Below are 19,763 nucleotides of genomic sequence, written 5' to 3' on the forward strand. Positions count from 1 at the left end.
TCAGGAGATCATCGACCGTGTCCAACACATCGTTTTCGCGCGCGCTCACGGCTGCGCTGCTCGGCCTCGCCCTGACCGCCGCGGCCCGGGCCGACACCAAGGACTACGAGTTCCAACTGGTGAAGGACGAGGCCAAGCAGGGCGAGGCCATCCTCGACGTCCGCCTCGTTGACAAGCGCACGTCCAAGCCTGTGCCGAACGCCGTCATCTTCGCCAAGCGCATCGACATGGCGCCTGACAGCATGGAGGAGATGACCTCCAAGATCGAGCAGCTGCCGTCGCCGGAGCCGGGTCTCTACCGGTTCAAGGTGAAGCTGACGATGGCTGGCAGCTGGCGCCTCTCGCTCGGGGCCAAGGTCCAAGGCGAGACCGGCACCGTCGAGAACAAGCTGGTGTTCAAGGCCACCAAGTGAGCCGGAGAGCATGGCTGGCCGGGACCCTCGCCGCGCTCGCGGCGGGGGTTTTGGGGTATGGCGCGGGGCATGAGGGCAGCCCCGTGCCGGCGCTCGTCCAGCAGGCGCGGACCGGGTTCGTCCACTGGCTGCCGGGTGCCGAGACAAGGTCCGCTGTGCCCGCTCGGGTCCCGACCAAGGCGACCGGTCCCGTGGTCTACTACCGGGACCCGGACGGGAAGCCGGACTACTCCGCCGAGCCCAAGCGCACAGCGGACGGTCGAGACTATCGCGCCGTCCACGCAAGCGAGGACGTGCGCTTCGACGAACCCGACGAGCCCAAGGCGATGCCCGACCCCGGGCACGGCGACATGGCCATGGGTCAGACCACGATGCCGGCGACAGGTGCCCGAAAGGTGCGCTTCTACCGCAACCCGATGGGTTTGCCGGACACCTCGCCGATTCCGAAGAAAGATTCGATGGGGATGGACTACCTTCCCGTCTACTGGGGCGAGGACACCGACGACGGCACCGTGAGGATCTCGCCCGGCAAGCTCCAACGCACCGGGGTCCGGACGGCAATCGTCGAGCGACGGGTCCTGTCGATGCCGGTGCGCGCGCCCGGCGCCATCGAGGAGGACGAGCGCCGGATCTCGGTCATCGCGATGCGTACCGACGCCTTCATCGAGAAGGTCGAGCCCGTCACCACCGGCGACCACGTGCATAAGGGCCAGCCACTCCTCCGCCTGTTCTCGCCGGAGATGAACGCGGCCGCCGCGCAGTACCTTACCGGCATCGGCTACGAGGGCGCCCGCCGGCGCCTGGAGAACCTCGGCATCCCGCCCGAGGTCATCGACGAGATCGAGCGATCCCGGAAGGTGCCTTCCACCATCACGTGGTCGGCGCCCCGCGACGGGGTCGTGGTCGAGCGCAACGTCTCCGACGGCATGCGCGCCAAGTCCGGCGACACCCTCTTCAAGCTCGTCGACCATTCCAGGGTCTGGGTCCTGGCCGACGTGACCGAACGCGACTTGGCGGCCGTGGCGGAGGGCCAGACGGCGACCGTGCGCGCCCGGACGTTCCCGGACCGCGTCTTCACCGGCGCGGTGACCCGGATCTACCCGCACCTCGCCATGGCGACCCGGACCGCCCGCCTGCGGATCGAGTTGCCGAACCCGAACGGCGACCTGCGCCCGGGTATGTTCGCCGACGTGACGATCGCCACCGGCAGCGACAGGCCGGTGGTGGCGGTGCCCGACGACGCGGTCATCGACACCGGCATCAGGCAAGTCGTCCTGCTCGACAGGGGCGAGGGTCGCTTCGAACCGCGGCCGGTCAGGCTCGGCACCCGCGGCGACGGCTACGTCGAGATCCGCGACGGCATCGTCGCCGGGGACCGCGTGGTGACCTCGGCCAACTTCCTCATCGACGCCGAGAGCAACCTGAAGGCGGCCCTCCAAGGTCTTTCCGAGCCGAAGCCCGATCCCGGCCCGCAGGCCGCCGTCGAGGGGAAGGCGCCATGATCGCCCGCCTCATCGCCTGGTCGGCGAAGAATCTAGTGCTGGTGCTGATCGGGACCGTCTTCGCGGTGGGAGCCGGGCTCTACGCCCTGAGGACCCTGCCGCTCGACGCGATCCCGGACCTCTCGGACGTCCAGACCATCGTCTACACCGAGTACCCCGGGCAGGCGCCCCAGGTCATCGAGGACCAGGTCACCTACCCGCTGACCACCGCGATGCTGACGGTGCCCCGGTCGAAGGTCGTGCGCGGCTTCTCGTTCTTCGGGGTCTCGTTCGTCTACGTCATCTTCGAGGACGGCACCGACCCGTACTGGGCCCGGAGCCGGGTGCTCGAATACCTGAACACCGTGGCCAGGCGCCTGCCGGCCGGCGTGACCCCGAACCTGGGACCCGACGCGACCGGGGTCGGCTGGGTCTACCAGTACGTGGTGGTCGCCAAGGAACGCACGCTGGCCGAGCTCCGCTCGCTTCAGGACTGGGTCGTCCGCTTCGGGGCGTCGCGTGCCGAGGGCGTGGCCGAGGTCGCGGGCGTCGGCGGCTTCGTGAAGCAGTACAACGTGGTCGTCGATCCCAACCGGTTGCGGGCGCAGGGCATCACCCTGTCCAAGCTCCGGGAGGCCATCCGGGCGAGCAACGCCGACGCCGGCGGCCGTACCGTCGAGCTCTCCGAGTTCGAGTTCGTCGTCCGTGGCCGCGGCTACCTCAAGAGCGTCGCCGACATCGAGAGCATCGTCCTGAGGACGGAGGCGGGCACACCCCTGCGGGTGAAGGACGTGGCTCGGGTAGAGCTCGGTCCCGACGAGCGCCGCGGCATCACCGAGATGAACGGCGACGGCGAGGTCGCCGGCGGGATCGTCCTGCAACGGTTCGGTGCCAACGCCCTGAACGTCATCGAGAACGTGAAGGCCCGGCTTTCCGATGTCGCCGCCAGCCTGCCCAAGGGCACGGAGATCCTGCCGGTCTACGACCGCTCGCACCTCATCGAGGCGGCCATCGAGACCCTCAAGGGCACGCTGATCGAGGAAAGCGTCATCGTCGCCCTCGTCTGCGTCGTGTTCCTGCTTCACGTCCGCAGCGCGCTGGTCGCGATCCTGATGCTGCCGGTCGGCATCCTGATGGCGTTCGCGGGCATGAAGGCCCTCGGGCTCGGGGCCAACATCATGAGCCTGGGCGGCATCGCCATCGCGGTGGGCGCCATGATCGACGCCGCCATCGTGATGATCGAGAACGCCCACAAGCACCTGGAGCGGGCGGACCCCGGCAAGCGCCGGGTCGAGATCCTAATCGAGGCCGCAAGCGAGGTTGGGCCGTCGCTGTTCTTCTCGCTCCTCATCATCACGGTGAGCTTCCTGCCGATCTTCACGCTGGAGAGCCAGGAGGGCCGCCTGTTCGGTCCGCTGGCCTTCACCAAGACCTTCGCGATGGCCGCGGCGGCAGTCCTGTCCCTGACACTCGTCCCGGCGCTGATGGTCCTGTTCGTCCGCGGCCGGATCATCCCCGAGCACCGCAACCCGGTGAACAGGCTCCTGATCTGGATCTACCGCCCTCTCATCGCCGGCGTCCTGCGGGCGCGTGTGCTGACGATCCTGCTGGCCTTGGTCGTCCTGGCGGTGACGGCGTGGCCGGCGAGCCGGCTCGGCTCGGAGTTCATGCCCGACCTCGACGAGGGGACTTTGATGTACATGCCCACCACCCTGCCGGGCATTTCGGTGACCAAGGCCGGCGACCTGCTGGCGACCCAGGACAGGATCATCAAGTCGTTCCCCGAGGTCGCCTCGGTCTACGGCAAGGCCGGACGGGCCAACACCGCGACCGATCCGGCGCCGAGCGAGATGTTCGAGACCATCGTCAACCTGAAGCCGAAGGTGGATTGGCGTCCCGGGGTCACGACGGCGAGCCTGAAGGCCGAGATGGACGCCGCGCTCCAGTTCCCCGGGGTCTCGAACGCCTGGACCCAGCCGATCCGCGCCCGCATCGACATGCTCTCCACCGGCATCCGCACGCCGGTCGGGATCAAGGTGCTCGGGACGGACCTGACCGAGATGGAAAAGGTCGCCCGCCAGGTCGAGGCGGTGGTGAAGGTGGTGCCGGGCACGTCGAGCGCCTACGCCGAGCGCGTCCAGGGCGGCTACTTCCTCGACATCACCCCCAACCGCGAGGCGCTTGGCCGGTACGGGCTGACGGTCGGGGACGTGCAGGACGTGATCGGGATGGCGCTCGGCGGCGAGAGCGTCACCAACACCGTCGAGGGCAGGGAGCGCTACACCGTCAACGTGCGCTACCCCCGGGCCTTTCGGTCCGACCCGCGATCCATCGCCTCCGAGGTCCAGGTGCCGATCCCGGGCGGGGGGACCGTGCCGCTCGGCGAGGTCGCCAAGGTGCAGTTGAACCGCGGCCCGACGCAGATCCGGACGGAGAACGGGCAACTCGCGGTCTTCATTTACGTCGACGTCGCCGGTCGCGACCTCGGGGGCTACGTTGCTGAGGCTAGAGCGGCGGTGACCAACGAGGTCAGGCTTCCCCAGGGTACCCTCGTGCAGTGGAGCGGGCAGGTGGAGTACCTCGACCGGGCGACCGCCCGGCTCAAGATCGTGGTGCCCCTGACGCTGCTGATCGTGTTCCTGCTGCTCTACCTGAACTTCCGTAGGCTGACCGAGACGCTCATCGTCATGCTGTCGTTGCCCTTCGCCCTCGTCGGCGGGGTCTGGCTGATGTGGTGGATGGGCTTCAATCTGTCGGTGGCCGTGGCGGTGGGCTTCATCGCGCTGGCAGGCGTGGCCGCCGAGACCGGGGTGATCATGCTGGTTTACCTCGACCACGCGCTGGCCGAGATCCGGGCCGAGCGCGATAGGGCCGGGCTGACGTTCACCAGGGCCGACCTGCGGCGGGCGATCATGGTCGGCGCGGTCGAGCGGGTGCGCCCGAAGATGATGACGGTGGTGGCGATCATGGCCGGGCTCCTGCCGATCCTGTGGAGCACCGGCTCGGGCTCCGAGGTCATGCAACGGATCGCCGTGCCGATGATCGGCGGCATGGTCTCCTCGACCCTGCTGACCCTCCTGGTGATCCCGGCGGTCTACGGCTTCGTGAAAGGGTGGGGGCTGCCGCGGTCCGAACCGAATACCATCGACCCCGAGGCCCGACTTGTAACGTTATGAACAATCTGACGGATTGAAACCATGCCCTGGGCCGACTCCCGGCCCCTTGCCGACACTCCGAAGGTCCGCTCCCAGGCTGTCGAGGCAGAGGCCAACGACCGGGTTGGGTGGCAAGCAGCTTGGCTGCTTTCAGTCGCAAGACGTTCTAAAGCGGACCAAGGATGAATCACCGTCTCCGGACGGTCGGTCCAACTCATCTCAGGGTCGAATTTTGTTAAAGCCGGATGCCGAATTCATCAGAGGCGATGCCACCGGCGCGAAAGTGCTCTGCCTCGGGAGACAGCGTGATTCACGATTGCAAAGCCCCGGTCACGCGACGTCTCGTGCTGGTCCGGCATGGCCAGAGCGTAGCCAACCGATCCGGCCTGTTCACGGGATTGCTGGACTCGCCCTTGACCGAGCAGGGCCGGATGGAAGCCGAGGCAGCCGGCCGGCGTTTGGCCGAGCGCCGCTGGCGCTTTTCTGTTGCCTTCACCTCGACGCTGACGCGGGCCGTCGTGAGCGGCCGGCTTATCCTCGATGCGCTCGGGCAACCCGGATTAATCCCCCAACGCTTCGCCGCGCTCGACGAGCGAGACTACGGCGACCTCAGCGGGCTCGACAAGACCACCGCCGATGCGCGCTGGGGGGCGGTGCGGATTGAGACCTGGCGCCGCTCCTACGCTGATGCGCCGCCGAATGGTGAGAGCCTGCGCGACACTGTCGCGCGCATCGTGCCCTGCTACCTCCGATCCATCCTACCGGCGGTCATGGGCGGGGACGTGCTGGTCGTCGCCCACGGTAATTGCCTGCGGGCGCTTGTGATGGCGCTCGAAGACCTCAACCCGGCGGAGGTCGAGCACCTCGAACTCGCGACGGGCTCCGTCAGGATCTATGAGTTTGCCGCGGACACGACGATCAAGGCACGCTGGATTGACGGGTGAATGCGCTTGTCGGCCCCCCAGAATGGATCTCCGCAAGCCGCGAAGGGGCCCCTTTTCATCTATTCCGTTGATGGGAAACATCTGATCATTCCGTTGGAGTGAATGAAAGGGACATGGGATTCTCTGGCATCACATCGGAGCCATCCATGTCCATGCCCAGACTTTTCTCCCACCCTCGATCGATGGGCGCCTTGGCCGGCACGAAAGCCATCCTTCCGGGACTGGGCCTCTGCGTGGCGGTCACCGCCGCAGCGGTCGGCTTCGAGGCCGTCGAGGCGCATCTGTTCGGTCGCGCCTGGCTCGAAGCCCTGGTGCTGGCGATCCTGCTCGGCAGCGCGATCCGCACGGCCTGGACCCCGTCGCAACGTTTCTTTCCCGGCATCGCCTTCGGGGCCAAGACCGTACTGGAGATCGCGGTTGTTCTTCTCGGGGCCTCGCTCAGCCTCGCGACGATCTTGGCGGCCGGTCCGGGTCTGCTCTTCGGCATCGCGGGCGTCGTCACGGTGGCGATCCTGTCGAGTTACGGCATCGGTCGGGCGCTCGGGCTGCACCCGCGCATGGCGATCCTCGTCGCCTGCGGTAACTCGATCTGCGGCAACTCGGCCATCGCCGCCACGGCGCCGGTGATTGGTGCCGACGGCGAGGACGTCGCCGCCTCCATCGCCTTCACCGCGGTTCTAGGCGTGCTGGTGGTGCTCGGGCTGCCGCTACTGGTGCCCCTGCTCGGTCTCTCGCCGATGCAGTACGGGGTGCTCGCCGGCCTCACCGTCTACGCTGTTCCGCAGGTTCTCGCCGCCACCGCGCCGGTCGCGGCACTCAGCGTCCAGGTCGGAACCCTGGTGAAGCTCGTCCGGGTGCTGATGCTCGGCCCGGTCGTCCTGGTGCTCTCGCTCGGCGCGAGCCGGCTGGGCGAGAAGACCGACGAGGCCGCCCCCGGCGTCACAGCCGGCGACCGCCCGGCCCGCGCCAGCCTCGCGATCCACCGCCTGGTGCCGTGGTTCATCCTCGCATTCCTCGCGCTCGCGGGACTTCGCTCGGCCGGGCTGATCCCGCAGGTCGCGCTCGCGCCGATGTCGGAGACCGCCAACGTGCTGACCGTGGTCTCGATGGCGGCGCTCGGCCTCGGGGTCGACGTGCGCAGCGTCGCCAAGGCCGGGGCGCGGGTGACGCTGGCGGTAGTCGCCTCGCTCCTCGCGCTCGGCGCCGTCAGCCTCGGCCTGATCCACGTGCTGGGCCTTGTCTGATCCGGGTGTGGATCCGGCTCCACCACCGATCCAGGTTTTCATCCGGCGCGATGCCCCGAAGAAATCCGGATTAAGCGGGAGATTGAAAATTCTCGAATCATCGCACCGGGAGATCGTTCGCATCGCGAAAGACCGTTGGAGGGAATAAATCGCTTTCCGTAGCATCTCCCTTGTCGCGAGGAATCGCCACGAGGCCCGATGCGCTCGAACGCATCGACGCCGACATTCTTCAAGGGGAGAGACCATGCACGGATTGGACAGACCGACGAACCGCCGCCTCGTCCTGGGTGGACTCGGGCTCGGCAGCCTCGGCGCCGCGTTGCCGGCCTGGGCCGCGGGCTCGGTGAAGCTGCCGCTGCCCGGCGGCCCGGACGAGCGGGCGCTGACCACCGCCTTTCCGGGCAAGGGCGAGATGATCCTCCAGCGCACCCATCCGCCGCTGCTGGAGACGCCGTTCTCGGTGTTCGACGCGGGCGTGTTCACCCCCAACGACCGCTTCTACGTGCGCTGGCACTGGGCCTCGATCCCGACCGAGGTCGATGCCGGCACCTTCCGGCTCAAGGTCCACGGCCATGTGGAGAAGGAACTCTCGCTCTCCCTCGATGCCATCGCCGGCCTGCCGCGCTTCGAGATCGCCGCGGTCAACCAGTGCTCGGGCAATTCACGCGGGCTGTTCGAGCCGCGGGTGCCCGGCGCGCAATGGGCCAACGGCTCAATGGGCAACGCCCGCTGGACCGGGGTGCGCCTCAAGGACGTGCTCGAAAAGGCCGGGGTGAAGGCCGGTGCCGTGCAGGTGCGCTTCAACGGCCTCGACGAGCCCGTGGTCGACGACGCGCCGGACTTCAAGAAGTCCCTCGATCTCGACCACGCCAACAATGGTGAGGTGATGATCGCCTACGCGATGAACGGCGAGCAGCTCCCGCTGCTCAACGGTTTCCCGCTCCGGCTCGTGGTGCCGGGCTGGTACTCAACCTACTGGGTCAAGATGCTGTCCGACATCGAGGTGCTGGACAAGCCCGACGAACAATATTGGATGAAGACCGCCTACCGTATTCCCGACGTGCCGGGTGCTAACATCAAGCCCGGGCAGACAGGGTTCAAGACAGTGCCGATTAACAGGATGGTGCCGCGCTCGTTCGTCACCAACCTGACCGACGGCGCCAAGGTGGCGGCCGGAACGCCGGTGGCCATCCGCGGCATCGCGTTCGGCGGCGATTGTGGGGTGAAGGCGGTCGAGTTCTCCGGCGACGGCGGGGCGACGTGGTTCCCGGCGCAACTCGGTGCCGACGAGGGCCCCTACAGCTTCCGCCGCTTCGACGGCAGCCTGCCGGCGCTGGCCGCCGGGACCCACACGGTCAGGGTCCGCTGCACCAATACCAAGGGCGTCGCGCAAGGCATGGACCGGGTCTGGAACGCCAACGGCTTCATGCAGAACGGCATCGAGACCGTGTCCTTCCAGGCCGCTTGAGGAGAACAGCCATGAACACAATTCGCCCTGCGGCCCTCATCGCCGCGCTCATCCTGTCTCCCCTGGTGGCGCTCGCGGCGCCTGCTCCCGAGCCGATGCGCTTCAGTTCGCAATCGATCGAATTTCCGACGTCCGACCGGATCTTTCCGGACGGGCCGGGAGCCGAGGCGGTCAATAACAATTGCCTCGCCTGCCACTCGGCCGGGATGGTGCTGACCCAGCCCAAGCTCACGAAGGCGCAGTGGACCGAGACCGTGAACAAGATGGTCCACGTCTACAAAGCGCCGGTCGATCAGGCCGATGTGCAGACCATCGTCGATTACCTCACGGCGTTGAAGCCCACGCCCTGAACCCTCGAATCCCGAGGCCGCCGTGCTTTTTTCGCCGGCCTCGGGGAATAGACCGCCCTCGCTGGCATCTCCCTAAGGCGATGCACGGCCTGACCGGTCCCGCACGACGCAATCCGATTTCGAACTCGCCCGCACGGCCGGCCCCAGGCCGTCGAACGAGGGCGCATGCCCGAGAGACACGCTTCATGACCCACGTCCGTACCAGCCTCCGCGCCCTCCTCGCCGGAGCTGCCTTGCTCCTCACCCAGAACCAACCTGGATTCGCCGCCGGCTTCGACGGCGCAATCAAGAACAACGCGCTCGCCCTGAACGCCGCCGGCACGGTCGCCGCGGTGTCGAACAGCGAGGAGAGCGCCGTCATCGTCTACGACGTCGCCAAGGGCACGGTGCTCCGCCGCCTCGACGGCTTCGTCACGCCGCGCAACATCGTGTTCGCGCCGGACGGCGCCCGCTTCTACGTCTCCGACAGCGGCACGGGCCGGATCACGGTCTACGAGACCGGCACCGGCAAAGAAGCCGGCGTTCTTGCCGCGGGCCCCGGTGCGTTCGGCACGGTGCTCTCGGCCGACGGGACAAAGCTCTACGTCAACAACGAGGCCGCGAGCACGCTGACCGTGTTCGACACCAAGACCATGCTCGCAGTCGCCGTGATCCCCGGCTTTGCGCAGCCGCGCCAAGGCGTGAAGCTGTCGCCGGACGGCAAGACCGTGTTCGTGACGAACTTCCTCGGCGACAAGATCACGTTGGTCGACACCGCCACCAACAAGATCACCAGCGAGATCGCCGGGTTCGACAAGCTGCGCGCCATCTCGATCACCAAGGACGGCAAGACGCTGTTTGCCGCCAACAGCGGCCGCAACACCGTCAGTGTGGTCGATGTCGCCGCCCGCAAGGTCACGTCAGAAGTCGCGGTGGGCAAGGACCCCTACGGTGCCGCGCTGACCCCGGACGGGCGCTTCGTCTATTCGGGCAACCTCAAGGACAACTCGCTCTCGGTGATCGACACCGACACGCTCAAGGTCGTCGCCACGGTGACCGGGCTGAACGAGCCGCGCCAGGCGATCGCATTCTCCAGTGACAACGCCCACGCGTACGTCCTCAACCGCGACCTCAGCGTGGCCGTGGTCGACCGCGCGAAGAACGCGGTGGTTTCGACGATGAAGCCGTGAAGCGTCGCGCGCCGGGTGCCTTTCGGCGCCCGGCGCGTTCTCGATCTCGACACGTCGCGAACGCAGGACAAAGACCCCATGCTCGGCCTGTTCCAGCGCAAGGACCGCCTCATCGTCCACGGAAAGACGCCCTACAACGCCGAGCCGCCGCTCGATCGCCTGCGGGCCGCCTTCCTGACTGATCAAGCCGACTTCTACGTCCGCAGCCACGGCGACATCCCGGACCTCGACGCCGACGGCTACCGCCTGACCGTCGACGGGATGGTCGCGACGCCCCTCGACCTCTCCCTCGCCGATCTCAAAGAACGCTTCGCGCCCGTCACCGTGACGGCGGTGATGCAATGCGCCGGCAACCGCCGGGCCGACATGCTGGCGGTGGCCCCGGTCTCCGGCGACCCGTGGGCGCCCGGCGCCATCGGTAATGCGGAATGGACCGGCGTGCGGCTCGCCGACGTGCTGCGCGCGGCCGGCATCAAAGCGGATGATGAGCGCCACGTCGCCTTCGAGAGCCACGACCGGATCGCGGACACGGACACGCGCTTCGGCGCCTCGATCCCGCTCGCCAAGGCGCTGGCGCCCGAGACGCTGCTTGCCTTCGCGATGAACGGCGAGCCTCTCGCCCCCGAGCACGGCCATCCGTTACGCGTGGTGGTGCCGGGCTTTGCCGGCATCCGCAGCCCGAAATGGCTCGCCCGGATCACGGTGCAGGACCGGCCCTCCGACAACCCGATGCAGGCCGACGACTACAAGCTGTTTCCGCCCGACGTGACGGCCGAGACCGCCGACCCGGCCCACGGCATCACCATCGAGGCGATGCCGTTGAACAGCGCGATCTGCGAGCCCGCCCGCGGCGCTGCGTTGAAGGCCGGCCGGCACGCGATCCGCGGCTACGCCATCGCCAGCGACCGCGCGGTCGCCCGCGTCGACGTCTCGACGGATGGCGGCCGCAGCTGGGCGCAAGCCCGGATCGAGCGCGATGCCGACGCGCCCTACGCCTGGACGTTCTGGGAGATCGAGCGCGAACTGACCGCGGGCGAGCACGAGCTCGCGGTGCGGGCCTGGGATTCCGCCGGCCAGACCCAGCCGGCCGCCCCCGACGACACCTGGAACTACAAGGGTTACCTCAGCGCCGCCTGGCACCGGGTGCGAGTGACGGTGGCCTGACCCTCACGCCCAGAGCAGGGCGGTGGCCGCGAGGCCGGAGATCGCGATGAGCAGGGCCGCAATCCCGACGGTGAGGAGGCGCGGCATCATCGGGATCTCGGAATGGGCGAGCCGTGCCCGGATCGCCCGGTCCCGCCACACGGCGCCGGCGAATGAGGCGAGCGCGCAGCCGATCAGCGTCAGCGACAATACCTTCAGCGGCCAGACCGCGAGCACCTCCCGCAGGAAGCGCTGCGCGGCGAGGCCGACGCCTAGGAACGCGAGCCCGGTGCGAAGCCACGCCACGAAGGTGCGTTCGGCCGCTAGAACCGTCCGATCCTCGGCGAGTCTCACCCGGGGATCGTCGGGGGGCACGGGTTTCGCGAGCTCGCTCATCCGGCATTCGCTGTCGCGATCAGGTCGAGAAGCGCGTCGGCGGCCCGGCTGCGGTAGCGCTCCTTGTGGCGCAGCACCCGGAACGGCCGGCTCGGTAAGTCGAACGCCGCCCGGACCAGGGTCCCGGCCCGAAGCGCGGCGGCGACCACGGTCTCGGACAGGACGGCGGCCCCGCCCCCGGCCTCGACGGCGGCGCGGACCGCCTCGTTAGAGGGCAGTTCGAGCGTGACCCGAAGCTGGGCGGCTGCGAGGCCGGCCGCACCCAGGGCCGCCTCGAAGGCCGAGCGGGTTCCCGATCCCGCCTCGCGCAGCACCCAATCGACCCCGGCGAGGTTTTCGGGTTCGAGGTGGGTCGCCTCGGCGAAGGCATGGCCAGGGGCGACCACGAGGACCAGTTGGTCCTGCGCGATGGTCGTGCTCGCGAGCGTCGGGTCGTCCAGCGCCCCCTCGACAAAGCCGAGTTCGGCCTGCCCCGCGCGCACCGCGTCGGCGGCGTCGGTGGTGTTGCCCACCGCCAACCGGATGGCGATCTCAGGGTAGGCCCGGCGGAAGGCGACGAGGTGGCGCGGCAGCCAGTCGCTGGCGATGGTCTGGCTGGCATAGAGGGCCAGCGTCCCGCGTCGCATGCCACTGAGGTCGGCGAGCACCAGTTCGGCGGCCTCGGCCCGGGCGAGTACGGCGCGGGCCTCGACGAGGAACACGCGTCCCGCCTCGGTCAGCTCGATCCCGCGGCCGACCCGGTGAAACAGCTTGGTGGCGTGCCGCCCCTCGATGTTGGCGATCGCCGTGCTGACTGCCGACTGGACGAGGTTCAGCGCCTCTGCAGCCCGGGTCACGTGCTGCCGCTCCGCCACGGCCACGAAGATGCGGAGTTGGTCGAGGGTCATGGTTGCCGCGGCGGAACCGGCAATCCACGGACCTGCGCGTCAACCGCCTGCGCGACGGTCAACAGCCGCGCCTCGTCGGTGCGACCCGTCACGACGTAGGACATGCCGCCATCGACCCAGGAGAAGGCAGCGACATCGCCCTCGCGGGCGAAGCGGAACACCGTGCGGCCATCCGCATCGCCCACGCGGCTGTAGAGCGTCAGCCGGGTGCCGTGATCGTCATCGTACATCAGCATCGCGGCGGATTCGGAACCCGCCGGCAGCAGCCGGCCGCCCATCAGGCGGAAGCCGTAGGCCGTGAGGTCGGGGGTGGTCACCGCCCGGCCGAGGCGCTTCGAGAGCCACGTCACGAGGTGCGGCTTCTCGTCGGCGCGCACCTCCACCGGATGCACCGCCTCGACCACGTAGGTGCGGAAGGCCGCCACTGCGTCGTCGGTCGCCGGCTCGGTTCGCGCGAGCGTGACCGTGGGTACCTGCCGCACGGCATGGCCGAACCAGCCGGCGGCACCGCCGACCGCGAGGCAGAGCACGGCCGCAGCCGCGACCGGAAGCCAGCGCCCGGTTATCGGGCGATGTCGCGAGCGGATATTGGCGACCCTGAGCCGCGCCGGGATCGCCTCCTCGGCGATCGGCGCGAGGCGGGCACGCAAGCGCTCGCGCAAGGCGCGATCCGCCGAGACCTCGGCCGCCCGCGCGGGATTTCCCCTGAGCCATGCCTCGACCAGCGCCTGCCGCTCCGGTTCCAGACGACCGTCGATCAGGCCGTGCAGGTCGTCCTCGCCGACCGGGCGCGGATCCCCGCTCATTTTACCCTCCTCAACAAGCCGGTTCGGCCGGTTTCCAGAAAACTTCGCATCCGCTCCCGGGCTCGGCTTAACCGCGACATCACCGTGCCGAGCGGTACTCCGAGCACCTGGGCCGCTTCCGCATAAGACAGATCCTCAACCGCGACGAGCAGCAGCACCGAGCGCTGCTCCTCGGGCAGCGCATCGAGCCCGGTGAGCACGTCACGGGCTCCCATAGCGGTCTCGGGGTCGGCACCCGGATCAGGCACCTGCTCCAAAGCCTCCGCGCCGAGATCGACGCCGCGCCGGCCCCGGCGTCGAACAGTGCCGAGGAACAGGTTGCGCTCGATCGTGAACAGCCAGGCCCGCAGGTCGCCGTCGCGGCGGCGTCCGGACCAGCCGGACAACGCCCGCTCCAAAGTGTCCTGGACGAGGTCGTCCGCCGCTTCGCGGTCCCGTAACAGCGCGACGGCGTAGCGCCGCAACGCTGGGATCTGCGGTTCGATGAGGGCAGCGATCTCGTCCACGAGGCTTTACCGATCAGGGCTTGGCGATGTGCCATGCACCGTTGAGGAATCCGTCGCCGGTGATGTCGCCGGGCTTCGTATCCTTGGCGAAGGTGTAGAGCGGCTTGCCCTTATAGGCCCACTGCATCGTGCCGTCGTCCCGCGTCACCATCGTCCAGTCGCCACTAGCAGCCGAGCCGGGCGCCGCCATCAGGGCGGGCCAGTTGGCGGCGCAGGGGCCGTTGCACATCGACTTGCCGCCCATGTCCTTGTCGAAGGTGTAGAGGGTCATGCTCTTGGCATCGACGAGCGCCGGCCCCTTGGCAGTCTCGGCCGTCATCGCAGGCGCAGCGGCCTGGGCGGCGACGGCGGAGAAGGCGAAGGCCGCAAAGGCGGCGCGGATCAGCATGGTGCGCATGAGTGAGGTCTCCGGCGGTCGACCATGACCGCATTGGGAGAGATGCCGAACGGGCGCGTCTATTCCACTGACATTTGGAAAAGATCGATCACATCGGCAGGGCCGCGAATTCGTCCCCGGCCAGGGAATAAAACCGTTTCCCCGGCATCTCTCCCCTCGACAACGAACAGGGAGGACGGCTCATGCGCGGAGCATTGGGATTTGCGCTCACGGCCGCCGTGATGGCCGGCGGCCTCGTCGGCGGCCGGATGATGATGCCCCCGACGCTGGCCGCTGCCGAGCCGCCGGCCGTCGTCTCCGCGTCCTTCGACGCGGTGATGGCGCAGTCGATGACGCGGATGCATGCCGACATGATGGTCCCGCCCTCGGGCGATCCGGACCGCGACTTCGCCGCGATGATGATCCCGCACCACGAGGGCGCGATCGCGATGGCCCAGGCGGAGCTGCTCTACGGCAAGGATCCGGTCCTGCGCCGCCTCGCGCAGGGGATCATCGTCGAACAGGGCCAGGAGATCGCGGTGATGCGCCGGGCGCTCGCCGATCTCCCTCCCGCGCCGGATTCGTCCGCCGCAGCCGCCCACCTTCACCACCATGGCACGGCCCCTGCCGCCGAGATGCCTTCGGAGATCTGCCGATGAAGACCGCCCTCACCCTCCTCGCGCTCGCGCTGCTCTCCGGCTCGGCTCTCGCCGGGCAGGCCCCGGGCGCAGCCTCCGCACCGGACGTGCCGGTCAGCGGCAGGGACCGGTTCTACACCTCGGACCAGTTCTCCAACACGGTCTCGGTGGTCGATCCCGCCGCCAACGTCCTGCTCGGCGTGATCCGGCTCGGCGACCCGACGCCGATGAACCTGAGCCCGCTCTATCGCGGCCAGCTCCTCGTCCACGGCATGGGCTTCTCGCCCGACCACAGGACGCTGCTCGCGGTCTCGATCGGTTCGAACTCCGTGAGCTTCATCGACACGGCGACCAACACGGTCCGCCACACGGCCTATGTCGGCCGCGCGCCGCACGAGGCCTTCTTCACGCCGGACGGCCGGGAGGCCTGGGTGAGCGTGCGCGGCGAGGACTACATCGCCGTACTCGATGCCGCGACCGCCAAGGAGACGCGCCGGATCACCGTGCCGAACGGGCCCGGCATGACGATCTTCTCGCCGGACGGCGCCTACGGCTATGTCTGCTCCAGCTTCAGCCCCGAGACGGTGGTGATCGACACGAAGACCCACACCATCGTCGGGCGCGTGAAGCAGGAGAGCCCGTTCTGCCCCGACATCGCCGCGACACCGGACGGCAAGCAGGTGTGGTTGACCCTCAAGGATGTCGGCCGGACCCAGGTGTTCTCTGCGACGCCGCCCTTCGCGCCGCTGAAGACCATCGAGACCGGGCCGATCACCAACCACGTCAACATCGTCTCGACCAAGGCCGGCCAGTTCGCCTACGTGACGATCGGCGGCCTGAACCAGGTCAAGGTGTTCCGCACCGACGACTTCACCCAGGTCGCCACCATCCCGACCGGCGCCCTGCCGCACGGGCTCTGGCCCTCGGGCGACGGCAGCCGCGTCTATGTCGGCCTAGAGAACGCCGACAAGGCGGCGGTGATCGACACCGCATCGAACACCGTGATCGCCGAGGTTCCGATCGGCCAGGGGCCGCAGGGCGTGGCCTACGTCCCGAACGCCGTGCCGGAGGGGGACGGAAAGCAGAACCTCCAGCCGCTGGGCGCAGCCGGCAAGACCAGCGCGCTGACGCTCGCAGGCACCGATGGCAAGCCGGCGACGCAGGTGACCCTGTTCGACCAGGGCGTGCTGCAGACCCTGCAGGCCGCGGTCACGGGACTGGCGCCGAAGACGCCGTTCGTCCTGGCGCTCGCCGCCGATCCGAAGGGGGCCGCCGGCCTGGAGCCGCTCGCCGCCTTCATGACCAACCCGGCCGGCGCGGCCATCGTCAACGCCATCGGCCCGATCCGCCAGATCACCCGCACGGATGCCGGCGCGAGCCGGCGCTACCTCGTGGTGGTCTCGGGCAAGCCCGGTGAACTCGGCGGCGTCGTCCAGATGCAGACTGTGGATTGAACGGGCGGCCTCACGAGCGCGGGAAGCGGGAATCCGAGAGCATGCGTTCGCAGCGCGCGTCCGACTGCAACGTCTGCTTTCGAGGCCGCCGTTAGATTGCTCCTATGACCTAGTTGGGTCGGATACGGCACGTCCGCTCCAGCGCGAAAAGCCAAGGTCCGCTCCCCCTTCATCCCGGACGTTTGTGGCGGTACACAGCGTCAGATTTTCAACACTAGCGCTGCAAAGCGGGATGACGCTGGTCAACCTGTTACGCCCTCTTCGCCTGATAAAAGTTGAGTTTTGGAAGTACGGACCGCGCTTGGACTGCGAGGGCTCCTGTGTCAGGTCCCCGCCATCACGTCGCGACACCTGAGCCCGGGTGTCGTCGGATACGATAAGGGGCCCCGAAGGGCCCCTGCAGATCACATGCGATGGTGGCGATGGCCATGCCCGTGGCGCATCATGTGGCCACGGTGGTGATGATGGTGCCGCAGCATGTGCCCACGATGATGGTGATGGCGCATGCCATGGCCGCGATGACCGTGCATACCGTCCATCCGGACCTCAGTCACGGCGGTCGGGGCATCGACGGCGCCGATCATGCCGGGGGCGGCCGAGGCGGGGGCGACCGCAGCCGCACCCAGGGTTGCCAGGATGGCGGCGGCGAAAAGGGACTTTCTCATGGGCTTCCTCACGTCGTTGTCGGCAATGCGTCGAAAACGACGGCACCCGAGCCTTGGGAACGGCTCCGCTTCCAAGACCGTTCCGCGGGGTACGTTCTCCTCCCGCTCGCGTGCCTAACGGTACATTCGAATTCCACTGCGCTGGCCGGCCCGACCTTCGACTCAGCTGGCAATATCACCGAACGGCCTTCACCCAGCCCTGACCGGCCAACGATGATGCAGGTCGTCGATGACGAAGGCGTGGGCGTGATGGTGGCCTCCATGCAGGTGCGGGTGCCGGACGTCGAGGTCCGCGTGGGCATGCTCGATCACGTCGGGATCGTCCACCGGCCATAGTCGGGCAGCCGCGGCGACGCCTACAAGCGTCACGCCCCCGAGGATCGCCAGCGTGGCGGGCATCCCCATGGACGGGCCGAGCCAGCCGGCCAACGGATAGGTGAGCAACCACGCGGCATGGGACAGGGCGAATTGGGCGGCGAAGACGGCCGGCCGGTTCTCCGGGGTCGCCGAGCGGCGCAGGAGTCTGCCGGTGGGGGTCTGCACGGCGGAGTAGGCGACGCCGAGCACCAACCAGGTCCCGAGGAAAAGCGGCCAGCCGATGGTCCCACCCCAGGTCATGGCGGCGACACCCAGGAGAACCGCGCCGAGCAGGGCTGCCGCCGGGATCATCACGGCCCGGTCGGAGAGCCGGTCGAGGAGGCGGGGCAGCGTCAGGGCGGCGATCATGGAGCCGCCCCCGAACAGCCCGAGGGCGAGGGCCACGTCGGTCTGGGGGCGTCCTAGAAGGCCCTGCACGATCACCACGGTGTTGACGATGACCATGGCGCCGGCCGCGGCGACCGCAAGGTTCAGGGCGAGCAACCCGCGCAGGCGCGGCGTCGCGAGGTAGATCCGAAGGCCGCGCGTCGTCCGGTCGTAGACGCCGCCATGCGGGTCGGACCGGGTGGCGGTCGGCAAGGTCACGGACACCACCAGAGCCGCCGAGCACAGGAAGCCGACGACCGTGCCGCCGAACAGCGCGTTGTAGGGCACCACGGTCAGGAGAAGGGCCGCCAAGGTCGGGCTGAGCAGGTTCTCCAGGTCGTAGGCGAGGCGCGAGAGCGAGAGGGCCCGGGTGTAGTTCCGTTCGTCCGGCAGGATGTCCGGGATGGTGGCCTGGAAGGTCGGGGTGAACGCCGCCGAAGCCGATTGCAGGACGAAGATCAGGGCGTAGACCTGCCAGACCTGATCGACGAAGGGCAGCGTCAGGGCGATGGCGGCGCGGACAAGGTCCGTGCCCGCCAGGAAGGCGCGTCGTGGCAACCGGCTCGTGAAAGCCTGGGCCACCGGGGCGACGTGGACATAGGCGATCATCTTGATGGCCAGCGCCGTGCCCAGCACCATGCCGGCGCGGTCACCGGCGATCCGGAATGCCAGTAGCCCGAGGGCGACCGTGAGCAGGCCCGTGCCGAGCAGGGCGATGACCTGGGCCGCGAACAGATGGCGATAGGTGCGATGGGTGAGGACGCTCAGCATCGGGTCCTCAAAGGTACTTCGCCAGCGCCTTGAACTCGGCCAATGCCTCGGTCGCCCCCTTCGCGCCGTTCTCCATCCCGTGCCCGAGGCAGTGCTCCATGTGGTCCTGGATCAGGATGCGCTTGGCGTTGGTGATCGCGCTCTCGACCGCATGGAGTTGCTGGGCGAGGTCCACGCAGGGTCGTCCCTCCTCGATCATGGAAATGACGCCGGCGAGGTGACCGTGGGCTCGCTTGAGGCGCTTGACGATATCCGGATGCGAGGCGTGTTCCATCCGACGATCCTGTCCCCCTGGAGGGGATATTCCAAACGTCCGGGCACGTCTGCCGGGGCCTTCATCGCATCGTGGCGAGCCAGCCGAACAGCACCAGGACCCCGGCGATCAGGATCGTGGCCATCAGGAACGCACGTCCGGCGGCCTTGCGGATATGCGGCCTCACCTTGCGCCGTCGTCCGCCTCCGCCTCCCCAGGTCTCCATCCGGCGACCAAGCTTCTTGCCCGTCACGGCACCGGAAACCGATTCCGACGGACACGGCGATGAACGGTGGACCGTTCCTCCCCTTGCATCGTCGGCATGCTCATTGGACGCCTGCGCCGATCAGGTCCGCCACATGGGCGTCGGCGGAATGGCCGGTGGCGGCGCGGTGGCTTTCCGAGCAGGCCGCATAGCCCGGGCCGGAGGCCGACATCACCAATTCCCGGGTACCGTCCGGCATCGCGCGCGTCGCCAGGACAGTTCGGCCCAAGGGCCATTCGAGTGACCCGGTGACGGGCCCCGGCCGCGGCTCGCCGTAGCGGCGAACCCCCTCGCGCCGGACGGCGTCGCGGGCGGTGGCGTGGGCCGCGTCGTCGAGCGGTCGCCCGACCCAGACGACCTGCTGGAGACCCTCATTCCGGCAGATTACCAGCACCACCTCGGCCGTATCGGGACCGGAGGCGAGGGGTCGGTCGTGCAAGTAGTACAGCCCGGTCAGGTTGGCCTCGCGGTCGACCATCGAGGGCTTGTCGATCCGGTCGACAGGACCCCACGCCAATCCGAATGGCCCCTCTCCGACGGATGGGTCAGCCATGGCCGCTCCGCTCCACGCCAGCAACGCCATCGCAAGCGGTGAACGGACGCGACGTCGCTTCATGTCGCCTGCCCGCCCATCA

Annotated in this window: 20 protein-coding genes; 11 read left to right on the forward strand and 9 right to left on the reverse strand. The window is 68.6% G+C overall.

All coding sequences use genetic code 11. The features are described 5' to 3' along the window. The first annotated feature begins 17 nt into the window (after window positions 1–17). From AC0IY0_RS11010 to AC0IY0_RS11050, 9 genes are all read left to right on the forward strand, one after another. Complete coding sequence (locus tag AC0IY0_RS11010) at window positions 18–413, forward strand: FixH family protein (protein ID WP_056097005.1); 396 nt, start codon at window positions 18–20, stop codon at window positions 411–413. Then, window positions 410–1,915 carry an efflux RND transporter periplasmic adaptor subunit gene (locus AC0IY0_RS11015; protein WP_056097001.1) on the forward strand — a complete coding sequence of 502 codons (1,506 nt, stop codon included), beginning with the start codon at window positions 410–412 and terminating at the stop codon, window positions 1,913–1,915. The genes AC0IY0_RS11010 and AC0IY0_RS11015 overlap by 4 nt, the downstream gene beginning before the upstream one ends. Further along, a complete protein-coding gene (locus AC0IY0_RS11020; protein WP_056096999.1) occupies window positions 1,912–5,070 on the forward strand; it encodes an efflux RND transporter permease subunit in 3,159 nt (1,052 codons plus the stop codon). Before AC0IY0_RS11015 ends, AC0IY0_RS11020 begins: the two co-directional genes overlap by 4 nt. Window positions 5,071–5,354: 284 nt before the next feature. Beyond that, entirely contained in the window at window positions 5,355–5,993 is a 639-nt protein-coding gene (locus AC0IY0_RS11025) for a 2,3-bisphosphoglycerate-dependent phosphoglycerate mutase (protein ID WP_055958948.1), read from the forward strand. 182 nt (window positions 5,994–6,175) lie between these two features. After that, window positions 6,176–7,237 carry a YeiH family protein gene (locus AC0IY0_RS11030; RefSeq protein ID WP_055958946.1) on the forward strand — a complete coding sequence of 354 codons (1,062 nt, stop codon included), beginning with the start codon at window positions 6,176–6,178 and terminating at the stop codon, window positions 7,235–7,237. Between the two features lie 244 nt (window positions 7,238–7,481). Further along, window positions 7,482–8,705, forward strand: a complete 1,224-nt coding sequence (locus tag AC0IY0_RS11035) for a molybdopterin-dependent oxidoreductase (RefSeq protein WP_055958942.1) — start codon at window positions 7,482–7,484, stop codon at window positions 8,703–8,705. 11 nt (window positions 8,706–8,716) lie between these two features. Further along, window positions 8,717–9,055, forward strand: a complete 339-nt coding sequence (locus tag AC0IY0_RS11040) for a c-type cytochrome (protein ID WP_055958939.1) — start codon at window positions 8,717–8,719, stop codon at window positions 9,053–9,055. Window positions 9,056–9,240: 185 nt separating this feature from the next. Beyond that, window positions 9,241–10,224, forward strand: coding sequence for a beta-propeller fold lactonase family protein (locus AC0IY0_RS11045; protein WP_055958936.1), 984 nt, complete (start codon window positions 9,241–9,243; stop codon window positions 10,222–10,224). Window positions 10,225–10,302: 78 nt separating this feature from the next. After that, entirely contained in the window at window positions 10,303–11,388 is a 1,086-nt protein-coding gene (locus AC0IY0_RS11050; RefSeq protein WP_056096995.1) for a molybdopterin-dependent oxidoreductase, read from the forward strand. Between the two features lie 3 nt (window positions 11,389–11,391). On the opposite strand, the gene AC0IY0_RS11055 is transcribed toward AC0IY0_RS11050, so the two are convergent. From AC0IY0_RS11055 to AC0IY0_RS11075, 5 genes are read right to left on the reverse strand one after another with little or no spacing between them, the layout of a single operon-like run. Further along, on the reverse strand, window positions 11,392–11,763 hold the full coding sequence (locus AC0IY0_RS11055) for a YidH family protein (RefSeq protein WP_055958930.1): 372 nt from the start codon (window positions 11,761–11,763) through the stop codon (window positions 11,392–11,394). Further along, entirely contained in the window at window positions 11,760–12,650 is an 891-nt protein-coding gene (locus tag AC0IY0_RS11060) for a LysR family transcriptional regulator (protein WP_055958927.1), read from the reverse strand. The genes AC0IY0_RS11055 and AC0IY0_RS11060 overlap by 4 nt, the downstream gene beginning before the upstream one ends. Continuing rightward, window positions 12,647–13,456 carry an anti-sigma factor family protein gene (locus AC0IY0_RS11065; protein WP_055958925.1) on the reverse strand — a complete coding sequence of 270 codons (810 nt, stop codon included), beginning with the start codon at window positions 13,454–13,456 and terminating at the stop codon, window positions 12,647–12,649. Before AC0IY0_RS11065 ends, AC0IY0_RS11060 begins: the two co-directional genes overlap by 4 nt. Then, window positions 13,453–13,962, reverse strand: coding sequence for an RNA polymerase sigma factor (locus AC0IY0_RS11070; RefSeq protein WP_055958922.1), 510 nt, complete (start codon window positions 13,960–13,962; stop codon window positions 13,453–13,455). The genes AC0IY0_RS11065 and AC0IY0_RS11070 overlap by 4 nt, the downstream gene beginning before the upstream one ends. A 13-nt stretch (window positions 13,963–13,975) precedes the next feature. Next, window positions 13,976–14,359 (reverse strand): COG4315 family predicted lipoprotein, encoded by a 384-nt coding sequence (locus AC0IY0_RS11075; protein WP_055958920.1) that lies wholly within the window; start codon window positions 14,357–14,359, stop codon window positions 13,976–13,978. Window positions 14,360–14,541: 182 nt separating this feature from the next. On the opposite strand from AC0IY0_RS11075, the gene copM reads away from it, so the two are divergent. Together copM and AC0IY0_RS11085 are read left to right on the forward strand one after the other, a co-directional pair. After that, the gene (copM, locus tag AC0IY0_RS11080) at window positions 14,542–14,997 is read left to right on the forward strand and encodes a CopM family metallochaperone (RefSeq protein ID WP_055958917.1); all 456 of its coding nucleotides are present in this window, start codon (window positions 14,542–14,544) and stop codon (window positions 14,995–14,997) included. After that, window positions 14,994–16,430, forward strand: coding sequence for a YncE family protein (locus tag AC0IY0_RS11085; protein ID WP_055958914.1), 1,437 nt, complete (start codon window positions 14,994–14,996; stop codon window positions 16,428–16,430). The genes copM and AC0IY0_RS11085 overlap by 4 nt, the downstream gene beginning before the upstream one ends. Before the next feature lie 404 nt (window positions 16,431–16,834). On the opposite strand, the gene AC0IY0_RS11090 is transcribed toward AC0IY0_RS11085, so the two are convergent. The 4 genes from AC0IY0_RS11090 to AC0IY0_RS11105 form a co-directional block, all read right to left on the reverse strand. Then, window positions 16,835–17,095, reverse strand: coding sequence for a hypothetical protein (locus tag AC0IY0_RS11090; protein WP_056096991.1), 261 nt, complete (start codon window positions 17,093–17,095; stop codon window positions 16,835–16,837). A gap of 189 nt (window positions 17,096–17,284) precedes the next feature. Then, complete coding sequence (locus AC0IY0_RS11095; RefSeq protein WP_471763788.1) at window positions 17,285–18,610, reverse strand: MFS transporter; 1,326 nt, start codon at window positions 18,608–18,610, stop codon at window positions 17,285–17,287. A gap of 7 nt (window positions 18,611–18,617) precedes the next feature. Beyond that, window positions 18,618–18,884 (reverse strand): metal-sensing transcriptional repressor, encoded by a 267-nt coding sequence (locus AC0IY0_RS11100; RefSeq protein WP_056096985.1) that lies wholly within the window; start codon window positions 18,882–18,884, stop codon window positions 18,618–18,620. A gap of 305 nt (window positions 18,885–19,189) precedes the next feature. Continuing rightward, window positions 19,190–19,681 carry a threonyl-trna synthetase gene (locus AC0IY0_RS11105; protein WP_238282120.1) on the reverse strand — a complete coding sequence of 164 codons (492 nt, stop codon included), beginning with the start codon at window positions 19,679–19,681 and terminating at the stop codon, window positions 19,190–19,192. Between the last annotated feature and the right edge of the window lie 82 nt (window positions 19,682–19,763).

The organism is Methylobacterium sp. AC315 (assembly GCF_979253755.1).